Source organism: Veillonella dispar (genome assembly GCF_900637515.1).
Lineage (GTDB): Bacteria > Bacillota > Negativicutes > Veillonellales > Veillonellaceae > Veillonella > Veillonella dispar.
This window is the reverse complement of record NZ_LR134375.1, coordinates 298,436-321,576: the sequence shown is the minus strand read 5'-3', so window position 1 is coordinate 321,576 and position 23,141 is coordinate 298,436. Positions and strand designations below refer to the sequence as shown.

General features: G+C 40.0%; 22 protein-coding genes. 5 read left to right on the top strand and 17 right to left on the bottom strand.

Going from position 1 to position 23,141, the window contains the following annotated elements:
• Positions 1 to 36: 36 nt before the first annotated feature.
• From EL171_RS01380 to EL171_RS01330, 11 genes are all read right to left on the bottom strand, one after another.
• Positions 37 to 1,635, bottom strand: a complete 1,599-nt coding sequence (locus EL171_RS01380; RefSeq protein WP_005387751.1) for an NAD(P)/FAD-dependent oxidoreductase — start codon at positions 1,633 to 1,635, stop codon at positions 37 to 39.
• Between the two features lie 273 nt (positions 1,636 to 1,908).
• Positions 1,909 to 2,829 (bottom strand): CdaR family protein, encoded by a 921-nt coding sequence (locus EL171_RS01375; RefSeq protein WP_039969567.1) that lies wholly within the window; start codon positions 2,827 to 2,829, stop codon positions 1,909 to 1,911.
• Positions 2,826 to 3,638: a diadenylate cyclase CdaA gene (gene cdaA, locus EL171_RS01370; RefSeq protein ID WP_005387749.1), complete on the bottom strand. Its 813-nt coding sequence runs from the start codon at positions 3,636 to 3,638 to the stop codon at positions 2,826 to 2,828. The genes EL171_RS01375 and cdaA overlap by 4 nt, the downstream gene beginning before the upstream one ends.
• Before the next feature lie 106 nt (positions 3,639 to 3,744).
• Positions 3,745 to 4,059: an XdhC family protein gene (locus EL171_RS01365; RefSeq protein ID WP_005387748.1), complete on the bottom strand. Its 315-nt coding sequence runs from the start codon at positions 4,057 to 4,059 to the stop codon at positions 3,745 to 3,747.
• Positions 4,049 to 4,777 carry an XdhC family protein gene (locus EL171_RS01360; RefSeq protein ID WP_039969565.1) on the bottom strand — a complete coding sequence of 243 codons (729 nt, stop codon included), beginning with the start codon at positions 4,775 to 4,777 and terminating at the stop codon, positions 4,049 to 4,051. The genes EL171_RS01365 and EL171_RS01360 overlap by 11 nt, the downstream gene beginning before the upstream one ends.
• A complete protein-coding gene (gene yqeB / locus EL171_RS01355; RefSeq protein WP_005387746.1) occupies positions 4,761 to 5,573 on the bottom strand; it encodes a selenium-dependent molybdenum cofactor biosynthesis protein YqeB in 813 nt (270 codons plus the stop codon). The genes EL171_RS01360 and yqeB overlap by 17 nt, the downstream gene beginning before the upstream one ends.
• Positions 5,573 to 6,292: a nucleotidyltransferase family protein gene (locus tag EL171_RS01350; RefSeq protein WP_005387744.1), complete on the bottom strand. Its 720-nt coding sequence runs from the start codon at positions 6,290 to 6,292 to the stop codon at positions 5,573 to 5,575. The genes yqeB and EL171_RS01350 overlap by 1 nt, the downstream gene beginning before the upstream one ends.
• A 6-nt stretch (positions 6,293 to 6,298) precedes the next feature.
• On the bottom strand, positions 6,299 to 7,057 hold the full coding sequence (gene yqeC, locus EL171_RS01345; protein ID WP_005387742.1) for a selenium cofactor biosynthesis protein YqeC: 759 nt from the start codon (positions 7,055 to 7,057) through the stop codon (positions 6,299 to 6,301).
• 41 nt (positions 7,058 to 7,098) lie between these two features.
• On the bottom strand, positions 7,099 to 9,393 hold the full coding sequence (locus EL171_RS01340; RefSeq protein WP_005387741.1) for a xanthine dehydrogenase family protein molybdopterin-binding subunit: 2,295 nt from the start codon (positions 9,391 to 9,393) through the stop codon (positions 7,099 to 7,101).
• Positions 9,393 to 9,848 carry a (2Fe-2S)-binding protein gene (locus EL171_RS01335; RefSeq protein WP_005387739.1) on the bottom strand — a complete coding sequence of 152 codons (456 nt, stop codon included), beginning with the start codon at positions 9,846 to 9,848 and terminating at the stop codon, positions 9,393 to 9,395. The genes EL171_RS01340 and EL171_RS01335 overlap by 1 nt, the downstream gene beginning before the upstream one ends.
• Positions 9,848 to 10,630, bottom strand: coding sequence for an FAD binding domain-containing protein (locus tag EL171_RS01330; RefSeq protein ID WP_005387738.1), 783 nt, complete (start codon positions 10,628 to 10,630; stop codon positions 9,848 to 9,850). The genes EL171_RS01335 and EL171_RS01330 overlap by 1 nt, the downstream gene beginning before the upstream one ends.
• Positions 10,631 to 10,784: 154 nt before the next feature.
• Here EL171_RS01330 and EL171_RS01325 point away from each other — a divergent pair, with 154 nt between their 5' ends.
• Positions 10,785 to 11,660 (top strand): epoxyqueuosine reductase, encoded by an 876-nt coding sequence (locus EL171_RS01325; protein ID WP_005387735.1) that lies wholly within the window; start codon positions 10,785 to 10,787, stop codon positions 11,658 to 11,660.
• A 109-nt stretch (positions 11,661 to 11,769) separates the two neighbouring features.
• Here the strand turns inward: EL171_RS01325 and yfbR are convergent, their stop codons facing one another.
• Genes yfbR through EL171_RS01310 form a run of 3 tightly spaced genes read right to left on the bottom strand, consistent with a single transcriptional unit; the run spans position 11,770 to position 14,185 of the window.
• Positions 11,770 to 12,360, bottom strand: a complete 591-nt coding sequence (gene yfbR, locus EL171_RS01320; RefSeq protein WP_005387734.1) for a 5'-deoxynucleotidase — start codon at positions 12,358 to 12,360, stop codon at positions 11,770 to 11,772.
• Between the two features lie 13 nt (positions 12,361 to 12,373).
• Positions 12,374 to 13,231, bottom strand: a complete 858-nt coding sequence (locus tag EL171_RS01315; protein ID WP_005387733.1) for a D-alanyl-D-alanine carboxypeptidase family protein — start codon at positions 13,229 to 13,231, stop codon at positions 12,374 to 12,376.
• Between the two features lie 24 nt (positions 13,232 to 13,255).
• Positions 13,256 to 14,185 carry a mechanosensitive ion channel family protein gene (locus EL171_RS01310; RefSeq protein ID WP_005387732.1) on the bottom strand — a complete coding sequence of 310 codons (930 nt, stop codon included), beginning with the start codon at positions 14,183 to 14,185 and terminating at the stop codon, positions 13,256 to 13,258.
• A 176-nt stretch (positions 14,186 to 14,361) separates the two neighbouring features.
• Between EL171_RS01310 and EL171_RS01305 the strand changes: the two genes are divergently transcribed.
• On the top strand, positions 14,362 to 15,138 hold the full coding sequence (locus EL171_RS01305; protein ID WP_005387731.1) for an adenosylcobinamide amidohydrolase: 777 nt from the start codon (positions 14,362 to 14,364) through the stop codon (positions 15,136 to 15,138).
• Positions 15,139 to 15,293: 155 nt separating this feature from the next.
• Here EL171_RS01305 and EL171_RS01300 read toward each other — a convergent pair whose 3' ends face one another.
• The 3 genes from EL171_RS01300 to EL171_RS01290 are packed head-to-tail and all read right to left on the bottom strand — an operon-like array spanning position 15,294 to position 18,544.
• Positions 15,294 to 16,271 carry an asparaginase gene (locus tag EL171_RS01300; RefSeq protein WP_005387730.1) on the bottom strand — a complete coding sequence of 326 codons (978 nt, stop codon included), beginning with the start codon at positions 16,269 to 16,271 and terminating at the stop codon, positions 15,294 to 15,296.
• A gap of 45 nt (positions 16,272 to 16,316) precedes the next feature.
• Positions 16,317 to 17,084 carry an NAD(+) synthase gene (nadE, locus tag EL171_RS01295; RefSeq protein WP_005387729.1) on the bottom strand — a complete coding sequence of 256 codons (768 nt, stop codon included), beginning with the start codon at positions 17,082 to 17,084 and terminating at the stop codon, positions 16,317 to 16,319.
• A gap of 8 nt (positions 17,085 to 17,092) precedes the next feature.
• The gene (locus EL171_RS01290) at positions 17,093 to 18,544 is read right to left on the bottom strand and encodes a nicotinate phosphoribosyltransferase (RefSeq protein ID WP_039969561.1); all 1,452 of its coding nucleotides are present in this window, start codon (positions 18,542 to 18,544) and stop codon (positions 17,093 to 17,095) included.
• 312 nt (positions 18,545 to 18,856) lie between these two features.
• Between EL171_RS01290 and EL171_RS01285 the strand changes: the two genes are divergently transcribed.
• The 3 genes from EL171_RS01285 to EL171_RS01275 all read left to right on the top strand — a co-directional run bounded on the left by EL171_RS01285 (position 18,857) and on the right by EL171_RS01275 (position 23,132).
• The gene (locus tag EL171_RS01285; protein WP_039969560.1) at positions 18,857 to 20,305 is read left to right on the top strand and encodes an aminoacyl-histidine dipeptidase; all 1,449 of its coding nucleotides are present in this window, start codon (positions 18,857 to 18,859) and stop codon (positions 20,303 to 20,305) included.
• Between the two features lie 425 nt (positions 20,306 to 20,730).
• Complete coding sequence (locus EL171_RS01280) at positions 20,731 to 21,600, top strand: CobW family GTP-binding protein (RefSeq protein ID WP_005387726.1); 870 nt, start codon at positions 20,731 to 20,733, stop codon at positions 21,598 to 21,600.
• On the top strand, positions 21,597 to 23,132 hold the full coding sequence (locus EL171_RS01275; protein WP_005387725.1) for a permease: 1,536 nt from the start codon (positions 21,597 to 21,599) through the stop codon (positions 23,130 to 23,132). Before EL171_RS01280 ends, EL171_RS01275 begins: the two co-directional genes overlap by 4 nt.
• Positions 23,133 to 23,141: the final 9 nt, after the last annotated feature.

Sequence of the window (23,141 nt, the reverse complement as noted above, 5' to 3'; positions counted from 1 at the left end):
TACTGTAGTTTCTTTTACAATATATTCTGCTACTAACTAGTTAGGTTTTGCATATTTTGCCATACATAAGATAGCCGTTTCGGCTCCATCAAGAGCTGCACTCATAATGCCACCAGCATAGCCAGCGCCTTCACCCATAGGGTAGAATCCACCTACAGTCGGAGAAACGCGGTCTTCATTGCGTCCCATGCGAAGTGGTGCTGAGGTACGCGTTTCAACGCCCGTCATGCATACTGCAGGATCATCAAATCCATGAATGCGTCGTCCCCAATATGGCAAAGCCCGTTCCAATACAGACGTTACGAATGGTGGCAAGCAATCATGTAAATCGCAATTTACTACGCCTGGTTCATAGCTATAGGTGCTATCTTGTACGCTTGGTGCTTGTGAAAGCCCTAAAAATTGACCTACTGTTTGTGCTGGTGCATGGAAGTTAGAGCCACCTAATTCATAAGCTTTGCGCTCCCATTCACGTTGGAATGCTACACCATCCAGTGGATGATTACCGAAATCTTCTGGGCCTACGTTAACTACGATAGCACTGTTCGCAACACCGCTATCACGAGCATATAGGCTCATGCCATTCACAACAACGCCGCCATTTTCGGATGCAGAGGCCACAACTTGACCACCTGGGCACATACAGAAGCTATACGCAGTACGGCCTGTTTCTTTATCGTGATACACAAGGGAGTATTCTGCGGCACCAAGTCCCAAGCTAGATGGCTCTACACCATATTGGGACTCATCGATCAAAGCTTGATCATGTTCGATACGAACACCGATAGCAAATGGTTTTGCCGTCATTTCTACATTTCGTTTATGTAGCATTTCATACGTATCACGTGCACTATGTCCTACGCCAGATAAAACAACTGTAGTATCAATACGCTCACTACCATTAACTTCAACACCTACGATGCGGTCATTTTCGATAAATAAATCTGTAATCTTTGCACCGAATCGAACTTCACCGCCCCATTCAATGATGCGCTCACGCATGGCTTTTACCATGGTACGCAGTTTATCGGTACCTACGTGAGGTTTATGTTTATATAAAATTTCTTCAGGAGCACCAAATTCAACAAAGTATTTAGAGATTTCGTGCAATCTAGGATGGGTAACGCGAGTCGTTAATTTACCATCAGAGAAGGTACCTGCACCACCTTCACCGAATTGAACGTTGGACTCAGGTTTAAAGACACCCTCTTTCCAGAATGTTTCTACATCTTCGCTACGCGTATCTACATCTTGACCACGCTCAAAGACGATAGGACGGTAGCCTTCACGGGCAAGGTAGAATGCGGCTAACATACCTGCCGGACCAAAACCCATCACTACAGGACGATGTGCTAAAGGCGCATTACCATGAACAATAGGTTCTGGATCCTCTGGAGTAAATACAGATACATCCTTTTGTTTACCCAGTTTTTTCATGATTTGAGCTTCCTTATGAACCTCAACAAACAAGGTATACACAAATACGATATTAGGTTTTTTACGAGCATCTACAGCGCGTCGCACAACGTGAATTGTTTCAATGGCACCACGTAGCTGGGGATACTTCTTTTCTACAATCTCTTTAATGTCCGACTTGACCGTAACGGCCACACGGAAATTTATTATTCTAATCATATCTTTCCTTATTTAAGCTGCCCTTTTAGATCAGCAAATTTCTTTATTATTTGACCTAAATCCTTCAAATTTAACCTACTAGAAATTGGTCATACAATATTATTATACAATATTACTGTAAAAGCTAATACATAATAAACAGAGTATCCCAATAAAGCATTAAAATAGACCCTAATAGAGTTTTATCGTATCCTCTATTAGGGTCTTATTTTTAATTTAGGTTTATAGTAATAACAATTTTGGAAATCGCCATTACATCTTTAATTTCATAAACTAGGTAGTTTTCTTTTGTATATCTACCTTAACATGTACTGTAGTAACATTACTATTGACACCACTCGGTAATACTAAGTTGTAATTACCTTGGATTCCCTTAGTCGCACCAGTAAGATCAATTGGCTCTGTTTGAATTTCTGAAACAGAGTCAATCATTTCTTCACGGCCAGTTACAGTCAATTGGGTCGGTGTAACGGATATGGACTTAACCTCATACCCATCAGCTACCGTTCCCACAGTTGGTACTGTAATAGGAACCGCTTTATCTTTACGCAATAAATTTAATTCATATTGTGCCTGACCTAGATACGGATTGATCTGTACATCTAATACATTACCCGATACATCCCAAGCTTCTAATGTACTAACAGCACTAAAGTTCTTGGTTTGACCATCAATGTTAACCTTCATAACAACCTTATTTACAGCGTTAACAAGTTGTTTACGCCCAGATACAGTTACCTCTTTCGGTACAATAGCATATGACTTGAGCGCAACATCATCTGAGAACTTACCAATTGGAAAAATTTCAACTGGTATCTTTCGTTCTGCATATTCGTCTACATTAATCGTTATAGTATAAGGCTCAACCTCAACGAGGCTCATCCCCGCTGGCGGTGTAAATCCAATGGTCACATTATTTTGACCTGGTTTCACACCAGATGCATCAATGTATGCCCGAAGGGTATCTGCCTTTATAGACATAATCGTATCGCGAGGTCCCGAAAGGACAATACGGGCTACATCAGGTGCATCTTCTATAATATAATGCGAATCAAGATTTTGGACTTGAACAGGTACTGTATAGGTTACCTCCATCACAGGATTCTGACCTCGCATGATAAAGAACCACATGACGATAGCCGCAAGCAAAGATACCAATTTAGCAGGCCAATTGCGTTTCAAATGTATCATCATTTTTTTGCCCCCCATTTCCACATACCAGTAATGGTTTGACGAGGGCGTTCCATAAATGTACGTAACGCTTCTTTAATTTGATCTTCCGGTAAATGACGATAAATATGACCGCCATAGGTATAGGAAATTGTCCCCGTTTCCTCACTGACAACAACAACGACCGCATCTGTTTGCTCAGATAAACCGATGGCTGCACGGTGACGCGTGCCTAGTTCAGTACTCAACGTACGGTCTTCAGTAAGCGGTAATAAGCATCCAGCTGCACGAATGCGACCATCGCGAATAATAAGAGCCCCATCATGAAGCGGTGTGCTCGGTACGAAGATATTTTTAATTAATTCACGGCTCAATACAGCATCCATTAAGATACCTGTATCTACGAAGTCATTAAGACCTACTTCGCGTTCAAAGACGATAAGTGCCCCCGTATGTTCACGGGACATAACGCGTGCCGCCGCCATCACTTCATTGATGGCCATATCCATTTCCTCTTCGTTAATATTTTGTGCCTTACTGAAAATTCGACTACGGCCCAATTGTTCTAAAGCACGGCGCAATTCCGGTTGGAATACTACAGGTAATGCGAAGAGAAGAACCGTCATACTTTGTTGCAAAATCCAATTGATAACATATAGATTTAGCAAATGACTCAATAAATTTAGAATTGCTAACATAACGAGACCTTTCAAAAGAGAAACGGCTCGTGTATCTTTAAGCAATTTATATAAGTAATAAATACCTACGGCAACAATTAGGATATCAGCAATATCAAGAAGCCTAAAGGTATGTATAAGTGCGTCAATATGCATAAAAATAGCTCCTTATACAAAATAATAAGGTACAACCAACTACTTGGCTGTACCTTATATTTTAACTCATTTTAGAAACACTGTAAATTTATAAACGTGTATAAGATTAGATATTTTGTGTTTCAATCCACACATCCATCTGTCCACCACATACCATGCCCTCTTTGACAGCTGCATCATCATCTAAAAGAACTTCGATACGACGATTGGATTCTTTTTTATTTAAAGCATCAACAGCACTTAGGCGAATTTCATTTTCAGCACGACCACCACCGATGGTACCAAAAATAGATCCATCTGGGAATACAACCATTGAAGTACCAGCCTTACGCGGTGTAGAACCACGGGTAAATAAAATTGTGGCTACAGCTAGTGTTTCCTTTTTACGAGCACTTAAATATTCAATAAACTCACGATTCATGGCTCACTCTACCTTTCCGCAATGAGCCGCCTTTTTTACCACGCACCACTGCCAAATATTCGCTAACGATAGATAATGCAATCTCCTCAGGAGTTTGTGCACCTAAGTCTAGACCAATTGGTGCATATACCATATCTAATTCTTCTTGTGTCCAACCTTGTTCACGCAACACTTCAAATGCATAATGAATGCGCTTTTGACTGCCCATAACACCCATATAGGTTGGCAAGTAATCGCGCAATTGTTCTAAGCATACATTATCATACTCATGAGCACGTGTAACAATGATAAAACCATTATATTCATCAAGAGGTAAATCATTTTTAAAGTTTTCTAAGGGCAAGCATTTACGAGTTACGCGCTCGTCAAAGAATTCAGGAACTACATATTCTGGGCGGTCATCTACAACAGTAACACGACACCCAATGAATAGTAATAAATCTGTAATAGCACGGCTCACATGACCAGCGCCTAATACGAGAACAGACGGATCATTTTCTACAGGTTGTACGAAACATTCTACTTCGCCTACCATGCACAAAGAATTGAGCTTTGCTTTATCTACCATAAAGCCTTCGATTGGTGTGCCATACAAAACACTACCATCTTCAGCATAAATTGCTTTATCCCCTTGACGAGGACCAGATAATACAGTAACCATCAATGTAGTTTCTGTAAGCTGAAGACGGTCTTTCATCACATCATAGATCGTTTCCATCTTGATTCCTTTCATAATCCCATGCAGTAACAGCTTCTAAAACGCCGCCACCAACAGCGAGAGATTTATCTGAAATACTATAACAATGAGATTCTTCACAACGAGCATCTACATCGGCCAATTTAAAATGGTCCGATACGATAAGCCCGCTCTTAAGAATACCTCTAAGAATACCTGTAATTTTTGCCCGTACGGGCTCTTCATCTACATAACCAATAACTTCATTGGCTTGTACAGAATCTCCAATATGACGCTTGGCCGTAAATAGACCAGCCTTTGGAGAGTGAATAACACGCTCATGAGTATAACCACCTACATTACCAGGAATACCCGTATTAGGTTGCGCCGGGCCATCGTAGATACAACGACCTAAATAATGACCACGCATGGTTTCAATAACAACATCCACATCATGCCCTGCAGTAAATCCAGGCCCCACACCAATGACGAGATCTGCATCATCACGTTTGGTACCAAGATTTTTTTTGCTTAAGATAGCATCCACCACAATGGCTGGCTTCAATGTATCTAATAATTCTTCATAGGAGCTAGTTACTACAGGAATAACACCTTGTGCCAATGTATCCTTTACTTCGCTAAAGGTTACATGACGAGCTACAAAGCGTTCCAAAATCATTTCCCCACGATGCACAGCATTGCCGTAACATACTTCACGGCGAATCATGGTAGGAATGGCGATTTCGTTAATTACCACAGGATAGCCTGCACGTTTTAATCTATATACAGCGCCGGAAGCGATATCTCCGCCTCCACGCATAAGCACTAATGGTTTCATTATGCCTCACTTTCACGTTCTTTTAAACGCTCAAAATCATCGGGTGTATCGATATCATATCCAATATCGTCACGAATCCATAGTTTGATAACATGATCTTTACCATCACCACGAATGATGGTCTTGCCACCTTGATCCCCTTGGATATATTGTAAAGGTTCAAACCAATGCGAACCAAAGAGAACAGGATTTCCCGACTGATAATTCGCCCCATAATGTGGGACGACGATAGTTTTCGAATGAAAGTTATCACTAAATGCACTAATAACCTGATGTACAACATTCCCAGTCAGTAGTGGTTGATCCCCTACAGAAAAAAGAATACCATCTAGCGGTATCGGTGATTTTTCTACCAAATAACGTACTCCTATCGCTATGGACAGACCCTGTCCACGCTCAGGATGTTCATTCCGAACTACTTCGAACCCATAGCTTGTAACAATAGGTTCCAATTTTTCATGATCGTCACCAGTAACCGCTACAAAAGGTAGTTTACAGAATTCAGCAGGTTTTACATAATCTTCCCATCCACAATGAAGAGCCCCACAGACCGCATCTAAAACAGTTTTACCACGCCAGGGTAAAAGCTGCTTATTACACCCCATGCGCTTGGATTGTCCCCCTACGAGGAGGACAATACCAATATGCAAAGGGTGACGGTCTATGGGGTCTCTCATGGGACTGAAAGCGCTATTAGATTTTGCTTTCACATAAGTCATGAGTACCTACCGACATTGAATAATGCGACGGATTTCGCAACTTGCTTTATATCCATCAGCTAAGATGATAGCGGAAATGTCACTATCTACAATATGATCAATAAAATCATCAATAATGCGATGTTGCACCGTTTCATAACCAGTACAGAACAGTATTTTTTTACCCTTACTATATTGGAATAAGCCTTGTTTATGGAGCACAAGGTCGGCCAACATGCGCGGTGTTACAATGGCACCCATATCGCGTTTCACGATATCTTGAACGAGCTCGATATTATGCACATGTTCATCATCTAGTGGGGCCCCTAACATTTGCAAATTCACTAGACCAATGGTGGTCTTTGTAAGAGATGGGATAACTGGCTCGGTCGTCTTAGGCGCCTTAAGCCATTTTTCCTTTGCCCCATCGGCTTCTACTACAATTTGCCAATTCGGATGTAACTTTGCTAAACCATCGATAAGATCACAATCTAAGGAGTCCACTTTTGTTCCCGTAATTCCAGAGAACCACGCACCACAATATCCACGCAACACACGATCAGTACAATATTCATCGGCTTCATTAATATTTCGAGTATAAATCGGTTCATAATGAGCCACTTGCGATTCATAGAGTCGAGTCGTAGTCGTAACTACGATGGGCTGACCTTTCAGCCGTCCATATTCTACTAATTTTGAAAGCACAGTCGTTTTACCGCCAGCCCCAACGAGGGCCACGACTCCCGGCTGAATCAATCGATTCCAATAGGATGTTTGTGATGTCATAAAACCAGGCCTCCTTAGAAAGGAAAAGTAAATAGAAACCTCTATACTTTATATTTCTCGTCCATAGCCATAAATACCTTCTCAGGTGTCATAGGTAATGTACGAACGTCCGCACCAACTGCATTTTTAATAGCATGTTGAATAGCTGGACTAGCCGTATTAATAACAACTTCACCAATAGATTTAGCACCAAATCCACCTGTCGGTTCATAAGACTCTACAAAGTCTACATGTAACTCACCGATATCTTGACGGGTTGGAATTTTATAAGTCATAAGGTTATTAGTCTCTAAGCGACCATTATTGGAATAACGCACATCTTCATATAGTGCCATACCGATAGCTTGTACCACGCCACCTTCAACTTGAACGCGAGCCAATTTAGGGTTAATAACAGTACCGCAATCGATACAGGAATATGTATGAAGAGGAATAACCTTACCAGTTTGTTTGTCTACTTTCACCTCTGCAATAGTTGCCATGAATGGAGGTGGAGATGTATGACTGCCCCATGTAACAAAACCAGACAATTGTTCAGCATTAACGCCTACCAATAATTTTGGAGCCAATTGATGGATATCCATTGTTTGAGAACCATCTTTTGTAGTAGCTACAACGCCATCAAAGTCGATGTTCTCTACATCTGTATTAAAGAATTGAGCAAACTTAGCGATAATCTTAGTACGCAATTCTTCAGCAGCCATCTTAGCAGCCGTACCAGTTACATATGTTGTACTAGATGCATAAGAGCCTGGATCAAATGGAACGATGTCTGTATCAGATTCGACAACAGTCATGTATTCCATTGGACAACCAATTACTTCGCAAGCCATTTGAGTCAACACTGTATTAGAGCCCATGCCCATATCGGAAGAGCCAGTGTACAATGTATAGTTACCATCATCACCAAGGCGAATTTCTACAGATGCGACGTCAATATTAGCAACGCCAGACCCTTGCAATGCCAACGCCATACCGAGGCCACCACGATAGCGTTCATCAATATCCCAAGAATGAGGACGTTCATCCCAACGAGCCATTTCTTTTACCCGATTTACAGTGTCTTGGAACAAACCAGAATCAAGATATTCATCTGGAGCGTATACCAAGCTTTGTTCACCTTGAGCTATCAAGTTCTTTTGACGCAATTCGGCAGGGTCTACACCCATTTTGTCCGCCAAGTTATTAACTGCACACTCTAAAGGCCACAACGCTTCAGTAGCACCATAACCACGGAATGCACCGCCTGGTGTATGGTTCATGTATACGCCTTCTGTACCATAGTGAATTGCTGTCGCTTTATTGTATAAAGGAATGGACTTATGCTCACCAGCTGTAGTTGTAGTGAAACAGTGAGTTGCATGAGCACCAGCGTCAGTAATGGAATCCATATCAATGACCTTGATAATACCATCTTTTGTAGCACCTACGCGGATTTTCCACTCACGAGCATGACGTGTAGTAGAGCAAGTTTGTGCTTCCGTACGATCGTATAAGAGATAGCAAGGTTTCTTCAATGTCCATGCTACAAACGCTGTCATGATTTCTGTACAAGCCGTTTGTTTAGAACCGAAGCCACCGCCGATACGAGGTTTGATTACGCGAACCTTTGTGGCAGGAATACCAAGTGCACGCGCAATATGTCGGCGTACATGGAATACGATTTGCGTGGAAGATACGATAACTACGCGGCCCAATGCATCTATATAACCAAAGCTTTGGAACGGTTCCATCGCTGTTTGGCGTGTCGCTTGGTCAAAGTAAGTACCTTCTACTACATAATCACATTTTGCAAGTTCAGCTTCAATATCGCCAACTCGTTTATGATAAGATACGCAAATATTGCGTTTGTAATCTTGACCTACAGGGATATTGTTGTGAATATCATCTTCAGGGTGAACTACAGTTTCATGGTCGATAGCCGTATGCATATCGAGTACAGGTTTTTGTACTTCGTATTCAACCTTGATGAGAGGCATCGCTTTAAGTGCTGTAGCTTCATCTTTTGCCACAACAAGAGCCACTTCATCGCCTACATAGCGAACTACAGGATCTAAGATGAGAGCATCATAAGCAGATGGTTCTGGATATGTTTGACCTGCCAATGTAAAGCGAGTATTCGGCACATCTTCATGTGTGAAGATTGCTTCAACGCCTGGAATCAATTTAGCTTTAGATGTATCAATAGATTTAATACGCGCCTGTGCATGAGGGCTACGAAGTACCTTAATAACGAGCGCATCTTTTGGAACAAAATCACCTGTATAAGATGGTTTACCAGACAAGATACCTTTATAGTCGACTTTGTCATAGGACTTACCGATGTGCTTATTCATTATTTCAGGCCTCCTTCTAAGAATTTACGAACCCCTCGAAGTTGTGATTCATAGCCAGTACAACGGCACAAGTTACCGATGAGGTACTCGCGAATTTCATCATCACTAGCCTTTGGATTTTTACGTTTCAAGTTGATAGCACTCATCATCATGCCAGTTGTGCAGAAACCACATTGGTCAGCACCTTCACTAGCAATACAATCCGCCAATAATTCAGCCTCTTCTTGTAAGCCTTCTAATGTAGTAATTTTGTGACCTGGTGCACGGAATGTAGGGTACGCACAAGACAAGATAATTTCATCATCTACCCATACAGTGCAAAGCCCACAGTTTGTTGTGTCACAGCCACAACGTACGCTGTAGTAACCAAGATTACGCAATGTATCCAACAACATTTCATCAGTTGGCACATTAACAGTTACATTTTTATTATTAATATTAAGTACTAATTCCATTATTGTGCCACCTCCTTAGCCAAGCGTTGAACCATTGCTTTTACCATTTCCATGCGGTATTCTTTGGACGCATGAGAGTTAGATTGATAAACCAATTCTTCAGATGCTAATTGGCCTGCTTCTTTTGCTGCAGCCAATCCTTTTTCTGAAAGCAAAGCACTTGCTTTTTCTGCTAATTGAGGCACGCCAGGTCTTGTACCAATGTACAATTCAACGCCTTTATCATCACGGCGAATAGCACCTGTCAACACTGGGAAGTCACCACGAGAGATACGAAGAGCTTCAACAGCTACAGGTACTTCTACTTTAGGGATGCGAATTTCCACGAGGATATCACGTTCTCTGTATTTCATATAATCTTGTATGGACATGCGGCCGCCTTTAAAAGTAACGATGTCTGCATGTACTGCCAATAGAGCTGGAATTATATCAGAAAAGCCGAATTTACTTGCTACAGATCCACCCATAGTAGCTGTGTTGCGGAATTGAATGCCAAGAATTTCCTTGACACCTTTAACAACAGCACCACCACAGAATTGTTGTAATGGCTCAAAACGTTCCACATCGCCTTGCGTTGCCATAGCACCAATGGCAAATTCGTTATCCGCTTCGCGAACATAACGCAAGTCAAGACTAGCCATATCAATCACTGCAGGCCATGTGCGTCGACCTAAACGCAACCAGCAGCCGCCAGCTAGCATTGGGGCAGTTTTGTTTTTTGTGGCTAATTCATAAGCCTCTTCCACCGTCTTCGGTTGTAATACTTTCATAAATGCTAACATAATCTGTCCTCTCAATGGTATACTAATACTAACAGTACTGGATGATAACCATAAAAATACAGATATCACCGAACTACAAACCTAGCAGGAATCTATAGAATTCCTCACGTTTCTTATACTTTTATTTTACCAATTATTCGCTACTAAATCTACGATGAAAGATATAAATTTACAAGAATTTTGCAAAGAATTACATATTTATGAATTTGGTATTGCCCCTTGGCCCCTACCTGAAAATGCAAAAACTATTTTGTATGAAAGTAACCCCTGTCCATTTACAGCAGCCGACGTAGAAGAGCGATTGCTAGGAACAACAGAGTTTACGCCTAAAAGCGCTATTGTATGCCTCTTCCCATACTACGTAGAGCGTAGTGGTCCATCTAATCTTTCCCGCTATACATGGGCTACAGATTATCACCTGGTCATTAATGAATATTTAGAAAAACTTACTGAAAAATTACAAAAAATGGATACTTCAGCTCAGTTTTCTATACATTGTGACACCTCGCCCCTCGCAGATCGTTACATGGCATACTTAGCAGGCCTTGGTTTCTACGGCAAAAACAATTGTTTCATCAGTCCTAAGTGGGGTTCCTATGTAGTCATTGGAACAATTTTAACTACCTTAGAATTAGAGCCAAATACACCGCTCGCTCAGTCCTGTATAGGATGCAATCGGTGTATTACGGCTTGCTTAGGGCAATGTTTAGGTCATGACGAATTTAAATATGATACCTGTAAAAGCTACCTAACACAGAAAAAGGGAGATCTTACAAACGAGGAAGAAACCATCATAGGAAAAACGCCTCTCGTATTTGGCTGCGATGTATGCCAAGAGGTTTGCCCTCATAATCAAAATATCCCTACAACGCCCATACCTGAATTCCAACAAGTAGAACCGTACATAGATATTACTGAATTAGACACACTAACAAATAAAGAATTCAAAGCTAAGTATGGTAATCGGGCATTCTCGTGGCGCGGGAAAAAAATATTAATAAGAAATCAAAATATTATTGAACGTAAATAGATATTATAATTTGTATTTGAGATGTAAAATGGCTGTGACGTCTACTAAGATGTTATGGCTATTTTTATAGAATAAAAGAGACGACCTCTGGTCGTCTCTTTTTTAATCATTATTTTATTTCGTAATAGTTTAGTTCATCCAGGCTCTTACCAAGTGCAGGCATATAGGTTTCAAGGAACATATCAACTTCTGGCATATTCAATGATTTTAATTTTACCAGAATAGAATCATGTGCTTCTTTAAACTCATCGTTTCCTGCTTTGAGTTCGTTCACACATTTCATATACGCTGAAATTGTATCTGCAGCCTTAACGATGGGCCATTCAGGGCTCTCTTCTGCATCTACAATAAAAGGCTTATAGATAGCTTGTAATCGTTCTGGCAAGGTAGATAGCATTTTCTCTTGTGCCAACGTTTCAACTTCGCCATATAGTTCACGGAGTTTTGGATCAAAATATTTAATCGGTGTTGGCATGTCGCCCGTAAAAATCTCACTTACTTCATGGTACATAGCAATGACAGCTACCTTATTAATATCTACATTGCCACCAAAGTATTCATTCTTTAGAGCTGCTAAGTTATGCGCTACCATGGCTACTTCTAAGCTATGCTCTTGAATATTTTCTGTTTCTGTATTACGCATGAGACTCCATCGATTGATAAAGCGCATGCGTTTTAAAAATGCAAAAAATGAACTCATATATCCCTCTGAACTAAATTACACCGCGAAGTTTAAAGCCATAGTCAAGGAACTGCACGGCTTCATCCCAACGGTTATCATCGTTAAGCATAACTACAATCATAGTATGACCATTACGTGTAGCCGATGCAATCAAGCATTCCCCTGCCGCATTCGTAAAGCCTGTTTTCAAACCATTTGCACCAGGATATTTATTGCGAATGAAATGGTTTGTAGTACGGATTGTTTCTGGCGTACGGTTTTGGTAAGGCACTTTATAATAATCATTAGCGACCTTATCACGGAACATTTGGTATTTCATACCGTATGCTGCAATCATCGCCAAGTCACGAGCCGTGGAGTGATGCCCCATTTGCGTCAAACCATGAGGATTTAAGAATACACTATTCTTGGCTCCCGCTTTGGCAGCAACGCGATTCATATCCTTCGCAAAGTTCTCTACAGAACCACTTACATTTTCCGCTACTACAACAGCCGCATCATTACCACTGGCAACCATCATACCTTCAAGAACACCTTCCAAAGTGATTTGATCACCAACGCGTACACCAAGATTGGACTCCTCCATACTTGTTGCATAGCTGCTGATAGTTGCTAGTTCATCAAGTTGTGTGCCTTTAAGCTCTAGAGCTGTTAACAAGGTAACCATTTTCGTTGTACTCGCAGGATGCATCCATTTATCTGGATTTTTTGCAAATAAAATTTCCTTTGTATCCGCATCAATGAGGACTACGGCCTCACCAACTGTAGATGGCGGTGCAATATACGCGGCATGAGAAATACTGGCACCGAGAATAACAGCGCCTATAAAGGCTATCATCAAAATAAGTCGTTTCAAAATCATATTTACATTAGTTGTTAAAGATATCATTTATCTCACTTTCTACATTACACATTAATTTTCAGGGCTATCATCAATTGCAACATTCGTTGCGTTTGCCTTTTTCTTAGTCCCCTTAATTTCACCAGTAGAATTATCTACATTTTGAAGATATACAACACGTTGAGGATATGGAATGTCGATACCATATTTATCGAATGCATCTTTCACATCAGACATAATACCATATTGCACATCTAAGAAATCCTTTGACTTAACACGAGCATAGGCAGCAATGCGCACAGAGTTATCGCCAAATTCAGCAATACCAATTTCCATATCTTTAGGATTGAGAACCCTCTTATCATTAGCAAAAATCTTTTTCAAGATTTTGATTGCTTCGTGATGATCATTGTTATACCCAATATCAAACATAAATGGAATCACACGCTCAGTTGTATATGCAATATTAGTTACCGCTTGAGATGTAAGAAGGGAATTTGGCATGTACACATTTTTTTGGTCTTTTGTAGTGATAACAGTATACATAAATTGAATGGACTTAACGCTACCTACTACATCTCCAACTTGAATAACATGGCCAGCTCTAAAAGGCTTAAATATAAGAATTAGTAAGCCAGATGCCAAGTTGGAAAGGTTGTTCTGCAAGGCCAAGCCAATGCCCAAACCAAAGGCACCAAAAGCAGCCACAAATGATGTGGTAGGAACACCAACTTGATTTAAACAAATCAAAATTAAACCTACTAGCAATGCATAATTGATGATCTGCGTAATAAAGCTCATCGCTGCAGTATCATAAGATGCTTTTGTCATAATACGAACCGCAAAGGTTTTCACCCATTTAATGGCATAGCGACCTACGCAAAATATGATAAGGGCCAATAATATATTACCCGCTTGTGCAAAAAACCAATCTCTCAGCTGAACAAGAACATTAGCATCTTTAAAGAGCAGCTCAGATATTGTACTTAAAATATTTCCCATAGTAAACCTCCATGGTAAACTTTTATAAAACAAAGCTCTATACGCTATAAGTACTATTAAGATATAGTAACAGTATACATATATGCTATAATTTTACATATGCATTTATAAAATGATAGTAAAGTTATTATATCGTTATATGACATATATAACAATCTAAATCTAGGGAGACTTATATGTTTAATAATCCATATGAAGCACCGCAAGAGCTTGCTACCGGAGGCCATGTAACGAAAGAATTAAATTCCGTTACAGTACACTTTGATGACATCCACTATTCCTTATCTAGTGGTCAACTCAATGGCGGATATCACCATACTTTGGCCGTACGAAATCAGCAACTGACGTATCAAATTGAAACAGAAAAAGATTTGCCTGGCGGCTCTGTAGCAAATTATTTAGCACAAGAGTTTGAGCATATCGATACGCCCGTTCATTTTAGTACAGCACTACTCACATCTGCCACAATGAATCTTCACGCATACGCTAAGGTCGAAGAACATGATACGATTGTGGAAACTATCGTTACTGCAGGCTATGAAAAAACAGCCCATCGTGCAGGCACAGGTTATTGCTACGAAGAGCGAGATGGCAGTTTCATAGTACCTGGTACCATTAACATTCTTGTCTTTACTAACAAGGCCTTAACAGATAGTGCTATGGTGAAAGCCATCATGACAATTACAGAGGCTAAAACAGCAGCCCTTCAAGATTGGGGTGTTGAAAGTGTACGACTCTATCCATTTATTAACGAAGATATTCCTGATGCAATAACAAAAGAGCGCAAGACTTCTGCCACCGGTACCTCTACAGATGGTGTAGTTCTCACTATCGATACCAATGGTGATGTGTTAACAGATGCAGGCTCCTTCTCCCTATTCGGGGATACATTAGCTAAGGCTGTTTATATAGGCATACAACGAGCCTTAGAAAATGCTATTGGCGCCGAATAAACACACACATCCTAGGCGAAATAAAAACCGCACATCCTAGGCGATCGGGATGTGCGGTTCATTGCATATAAAACTGTTACACACAGTATAATATTTGAAAATGAATATCAAATTAAGATTTGAGAGTTTTTCTCAAATCTTTTTTTATTTTCTAATTAATACTCATAGAAGAACTGTTGTAACTTTTTAAGGTTTTTAGTTTTAGTAAGGCCAAGCATCAATAAAATACGAGCTTTTTGTGGACTCAATGTATCACTTACAAGATAGCCTGCTAGTGCATCTTGTGGTACGGCAGACACCATGCCACTGCCTGTACGAGAGGCGCGTACAGTTGGAAAGGCTGTATTTTGTGTTATTTGGCGTACATTTTGAGGAATTGTACCATGCCCTAACCCTGTCAAAATGAGCCCATCAGGGTTAGTCGCCACTACACTCATTGGTACCATGTCATCCATGCCACCATAGCAAGTCAAAATGACTACACGAGGCAATTCTTTTAAATCATGTACATCAAAGACAGATTCTTTCGTATGACGACGAGTAGAGGCTTTATAATAATGAGCTACTCCATCTTGTACAATGCCAAGATGACCTACTAATGGGCTATCGAAGGTTGCTACATTCGTTGTATTCCGCTTAGAAACATCCCGTGCGCCATCAATATAGCCATTTAGAACAACAAGTACACCTTTACCTACAGACTCTGGCGTTCTCGCCACTTGAATCGCTTGTAATAGATTAATCGGACCATCTGCACTGATTGCCCCAGCAGGTCGCATAGATCCAGTAATAACGATAGGCTTATCTGTATGCACAGTAAGATTAAGGAAATAAGCTGTCTCCTCCATACTATCTGTACCATGAGTGATAACAACACCACCGATATCCTCTTGATCAACTAATTTTTGTACTAACTTGGCTAAATCCAACCAATGCTGGACAGTAATATCGGAACTTTCAATATTACTAAACTGAGTATATGTATATGGACCATATGGTTCTGTGCCAGGTACAGAATCTAGGATTTCATTGAGACCCAACACACCTGCAGTATAGCCAGTCAAATCTGTATCGGATGCGCCTTGTCCAGCAATCGTACCACCCGTACCAATCAAAGCTATTTTTGTCTCCATATTACCTCCATCATAAAATACATAAAATAGTGAATCATTTGTTAATCAACGTTGGGGCTGAAAGGAAGGCATCAATTCTAATTTATGCTTATTAATACGGTTCAAATGATTAATACGTTCTTTTGTTTCTAAATCATCAATCTGACCGGTTCTAATATAGCGATCTAGAACTGCATAGGTAAAACCTAATTTATCTTCATCAGATTGACCACTGAGACCATCACTAGGTGTCTTATCTACAAGATATTTAGGAATATCTAGGAGTCGACCAATTTGACGCACCTCTTCTACAACAAGATTGGCGAGAGGACTAAAATCCCCTGCACTATCGCCATATTTTGTAGAGTACCCTACATAATCTTCAGAGCCGTTACATGTATTGGCCACACGTGCACCATTTGGTAAGTTTTGACCAACAGCATATAAGGTTGCCATGCGAAGGCGCGGTGGTGTATTTATAGCTGCATCTCGAGATAAATCATTTCTACCCGTTACAACTTCATACCCTTCGCCTTGAATAATAGCATTTGTTAAAGCTTCGTAAGCAGCTCCTATATTAACAATAATATGAGAAATACCTAAGTGATTGACAACGGTCTTAGCATCATCGATATCAGATTGAATGCCGTTTGGCATGAGCACTCCCACTACGCGTTCTGCCCCAAGGGCTTCTTTACAAAGGGCTGCCACGATTGTGGAGTCCTTACCCCCTGAAATGCCTACTACAGCGCTGCAACTAGGTCCATTTTGGTTAAAATAATCTCGAATCCATTGAATGAGAGCCTCTTTTGTTGCTTGTGGATTGTCTAACATAAGCCCTCCTATTTTTTCCGGAAAATACGATTTAATAAATCCATTTTCATTTGATAGTATCCTGGACTCATATCAAGGTAATGACGATGTGGATTTTCAAAACGTTGTTCTTCAGGCCAAATTTCAGTTTCTAATTGGTCTTTAACATATTGACGAAGCTCATCTAAAGTTGGTAATTCTACTAGTAATTTTCCATCCTTAATAATGAGTTGTTTCATTTCTTTGAAAGTACAGTTTTCAAAGTACAATTCACGCCACGGTTGTTCTGGATCAATATAACGATATGGTTCGGTTGTATCTGGTACCTCTTCTAACAATGTTAATAAGTCTGCAATGGCACGACCTTTCTCATTGTACACGCGGTACACCTTTTTAAAGCCTGGGTTCGTAATCTTTTCAACAGATTCGGAAATCTTAATACGAGGCTCCCATACGCCATTTTTTTCAACACCAGCAATCTTGTAAACTGCACCAAATACAGGATCGCTCTTAGAGGTAATCAGTCTTTCACCTACCCCGAAGATATCGATAGGCCCGCCTTGGATTAACAAAGATGTAATCGTATATTCATCGAGGCTGTTGGAAGCCATAATTTTACAATCTTCTAAACCCGCTTTATCAAGCATGCGGCGTGCTTTTTTAGCTAAGTACGCAAGATCGCCAGAATCAAGGCGAATCCCTTTTAAACGTTTTCCCATAGGTTCTAATACATCTTTAGCTACTTTAATCGCATTAGGTACACCAGAGTTCAAAACGTCATAGGTATCAACGAGGAATACAGCTCCATCTGGATAGACCTCAGCATAAGCTTTAAAAGCTTCGTATTCTGAATCATGATACATAACCCAGCTATGAGCCATAGTACCGCTCACAGAAATGCCAAATTGTTGGCCTGCTAAAACAGTTGCCGTAGACTGCACCCCACCGATGTAGGCTGCTCTTGCACCGTATACAGCGGCATCTACATTGTGGGCTCTACGGGCACCAAAATCAGCTACAATACGACCATCCGCAGCGCGAACAATACGATTGGCCTTAGTAGCGATAAGGGACTGATGATTCATCATAGTTAGCACTGCAGTTTCTACGATTTGTGCATCTATGAGAGGCGCTACGATGGTAATAACCGGTTCATTGGGATAAATAATAGAACCCTCTGGGAATGCATATACATCACCAGTAAAGGAGAAATCTTTTAGATAAGCTAAAAACTCCTCACTAAAGATACCTTGAGCCCGTAAAAAATCAATATCACGTTCATCAAAGTGTAAATTCAAAATGTACTCAACGATTTGTTCAAGACCACCAAAAATGGCAAAGCCACCCTTGTCTGGATTGCGTCTGAAGAATACATCAAACGCGACGCGATCCGTGTTTTCATGTTGCGTAAAATAGCCGTGTGCCATGGTCATCTCATAAAAATCCATAAGCATACTAATATTGCGACTGTCGTGTTGCATCGGTTCACCAACCTTCTAAAATCTAATGGATTTGTAAAATCGTTAATCGTATAACCTCATTATACATTATTATTCCTATATAGCTAGTCTCTACATGTGCTAATGCTTGCATTACTATCCTAATAATCATTCTTGTGATATAACTATATATATACTAATTATTTATATATTCCATATATATGTCGATGAAAGTTATCACTGAAACAAATACAATTATTAGTATTAATTCGTATACTAATAAAATTACTACGTATTCAGTGTAATCAACCAATATATATATCTATTATTTACATCAGAATGAAAGGAACCATTATGGAATCAATCGTTCAAGCAAAACGCGTATTAGAAATATTTAAAGAAATGAGCCAAATTCCTCGTGAATCTGGCAACGAAAAAGGCATTAGCGACTATATCGTAAACTTCGCTAAAAACTTAGGTTTAGAGGTTCATCAAGACGACCAATATAATGTAGTCATCAAAAAACCTGCATCCCCAGGTTATGAAAATCGACCTTCTATCATCCTACAAGGTCATATCGACATGGTATGTGTTCGTGATCACGACTCTAACCATGACTTCACTAAAGACCCAATTGCCAACATCATCGAAGGCGAATGGATGCATGCAGACCATACTACATTAGGTGCGGATAACGGCATGGGTGGCGCGATGATGCTTGCTATCCTTGAGGATGATAGCCAACAACACGGCCCTATGCAATTATTGTTCACTACTAATGAAGAAACTGGTATGGATGGCGCTTTCGCTATTAAAGAAGGCCAAGTAAGTGGTGATTACTTACTCAACCTCGATACAGAAGTAGAACACGATTTTACTGTTAGCTGTGCTGGCGGTTGCCACGTTCACGTAAACATTCCTTTATTGCGTGAAAACAACCAACCTGGCTATGATGCAGGCTTATCCCTTACCGTAACAGGCCTTAAAGGTGGTCACTCCGGCATTGAAATTTGCGAACAACGTGCGAATGCAAACCAAGTATTATCACGTGTACTCTATGATATTCAACAACAATATCCTGTATGCTTAGCATCCTTTGAAGGTGGCGTAAAACATAATGCCATTCCTTCTAAAGCAGTTGCTGTATTATCCGTACGCGCTGAAGATGTAGCGGCCATTAAAACATTAATTGCCTACCAAGAAAAGCAATATCTCCATGAATATGGTATCCAAGATCCAGGTCTTAAATTCGTTGTAGATGATGTGGCTACTCCTGAAGTAGTATATGCAGATGACACTACAGAAGCCCTCATTACTTACATCTATCTTGCACAAGATGGTGTTCATTCTGTAAGCAAGTCTATCCCTAACCTTGTAGAAACTTCTGACAACATCGCAATTGTACGCGAAAATGAACATACTATTGAAGTACTCATCTCGATTCGTAGTTCTAACAGTAATAGCCTTGAATTCTTAGCAAAGAAAATGCTTCTTCTTGCGAAAACGCTTGGCGTATCCGCAGAACGCACTGGTGGCTATCCAGCATGGGAATATGACAAAGGCTCAAAACTTGAAGAGCAAGCTATTTCCTTGCATAACGAAATGTTTGATACACCAGCTAATGTCAACGCAATTCATGCCGGTCTTGAATGTGGCTTGTTAAAAGGTGTATTACCAAACACCCAAATGATCAGCTTTGGTCCTACTATCGTAAGCCCACATACACCAATGGAACGCGTTCATTTACCATCTGTTGAAAATGTATATGTATATCTAAAAGCTTTATTAGCTAAGTTACAATAAACATAAAATAGTAATATTGACTATATACTTTATGTATAATTTGGTATACTAAAGGTAATCTAATTAAAGATTTATATAACGAATTCTCTTCTCACCCTCCTATAAGGAGTTCAGTCAACTCTCCCTCGACTGAGTCTTCTATAGGAGGGATTTTTTTATATTCTTCTCCCAAAATTTGAAATTAATATTTATTCATAGAGGAGTATCTCTTCATATATACGTAAATCGATATATACAATACTTTTCACAATCAATTATGAATATTAAATACATCTGTCACTATACTCATATAAGGTATATAACCAATATATTTAATGAGAATTTTAAGAAAAATAGTACTTTCATAACTATGCATATACCCTAGGGTGTATTTTCTGTGTTATCCTATAGGTGTATACTGTGTTTACATTACTCAGGAGGTACGTATGATCCCTATTGTTATCATATCCGGATTTCTAGGGTCTGGAAAAACAACATTTTTACAACACATACTAAAAGAACATAAATCTACAGATAAAATTTTAATTATAGAAAATGATTTTGGTGAAACCAGCCTCGATGCAGCCAATCTAGCTAAAACAGGGGCTACTATTCGTGAAGTTACATCTGGCTGTATTTGCTGTAGCTTACAAGGAAACTTCCAACAAGCACTCCTTGATATTCTTCAAAATTATGATGTAGATACCATCTATATAGAACCATCTGGTGTCAGCAAATTAAGCGAAATCATCCATACCTGCGAGGATGAAGAGATTGCAAAGTCCGCCTATGTTCATGCATCAGTAACAACTGTTGATGCCATGCAAGCACCTATGTTTATTAAAAACTTTGGGCTCTTCTTTAAAGATCAAATCACAAATAGTGACTCTATCTTCTTGAGCCATACCGAAGACATTCAACAAACAAGCATAACAAAACGGATGATTCACGAGTTAGCACCAAATACTCCTATTCACGAAGAAGCATGGAGTACCATTGCATTACGAGACTATATCAAACGCCTCTATCACTGTCACGATGACCACTCTTTACATGATGAGCATCTATTTATGAGCCATACATTCAAAGACTTGCGTACACTCACCTTAGTACAGTGGAAGACTATCTTAGAAGGTATGCCAGATACCGTACTCCGTGCTAAAGGTATTGTACCAACCACTGAAGGGCCTCATGAGTTACAATATGGAACTCACTACTGTTCCCTTGCGCCTAGTGAGTCCACAGACTATAGCTTAGTCGTTATTGGTACTGATTTTAATGTGCCAATGGTACATAATGAAGTGTGTCAATCATGATACCTGTTTATATCGTTACCGGATTCATCGGTGCTGGTAAAAGTACTTTTATAAATAAACAATTACAATATCGCAAAAAGCTTGGTGGCACGGCATGTATCAGCGCCGAAGAAGGTGCTGTATCACTCATCAAAGAAGGATTACAACTCAATCCTGATGTTCTTAGTGCAATTACGCCTAATAAACCTGATACATACAGTTCTATAGCTGATGAAATCGCAAGCTATATCGACAAGGTAAAGCCTAAAGAAATATGGATTGAATGGAACGGTATGATCAGCTTTCACCAACTAGAAGCCTTGCTATATAGTGATAAGCTGCGCCATCTATTACAAATCGAAAAGGTATTATATCTTTGTACAGACCAATTCGTCGCATCCATTTTGCCTGGTTTAGGTAATGATGTAACAAGCCAATTATATAGTGCCGATTGTATCATCACAGAAACCGATACACATCACGCCTTATTACGGACCTATAACAGTGACGCCAAGATTGTAACAGCGCCTGCGCCAGAAAAGGTAGCAGAATTATGCCGCAATTCTACGTGGGGTCTCATACCAAATCTATTAGTTATCGGCATTACAGCCTACATACTATTAGTCACTGCATTCCGTCATGATATTCCTTACTCCATCCACCAATGCTTTGCCATCATTACAGGGCTCATTATCGAGGCTATCCCGTTCCTATTATTAGGAACCATTGGTTCAACAGTCATTCGCTATTTCGTTCCACAAAGAATACTGCTAAAACTATTAGGAGATCACTCTTGGAAGAGCTATGGTGCCGCCATGGTTAGTGGCTTAGCCTTACCAGTTTGCGACTGTGCTATTATTCCATTATTTAAAGCACTTACAGATAGAGGTGTACCATTATCTGTGGCCCTCCTATTTATGCTCGCCAGCCCAATCATCAATCCTATTACAATTCTATCTACCTGGTATGCCTTCCCAGATAATCCAATGATTTCTGTATGGCGTATCGTACTTGGCCTTGGCGTAGCTTTATTGGTTGCCTTATCATTCCGTTTTATACCACCATCTACGTCTATGATGAAAGCTAAAACGGCACAGAACCTAAGTTATGAAGAAATCGTCTTAGAAGCATCGAAAAGTAAACATATCAATAAAAGAAGATTACTAATTCATATGGAAAAAGAGTTCTCCCAGCTCTTATTCTATTTCTCCATTGCAGCTTGTGTACTATCCGTAGTACAAGTGTATGGAAAGCCTTGGCTCATCAATGCCGGTATCACATTACCTGATGTGTGGGCCATCCCAATTCTGCTATTATTAGCGTTCTTCTTCTCTGTTTGCTCTACATCAGATGCTATTATAGGCAAATCCTTGAGCACTCTGTTCCCTATGAGCTCAGTCATGGGTTTCCTCATCTTAGGACCTATGCTCGATATTAAAAATGTATATATTTTAAAACAATATATGCCTACATCATTTATTCTTCGTCTAGGCTTAACAATTGTTGTTATATCCTATTTAGCCGCATTAGGTTTTCAATTCTTTTTAAGCTAATGTTTAGTC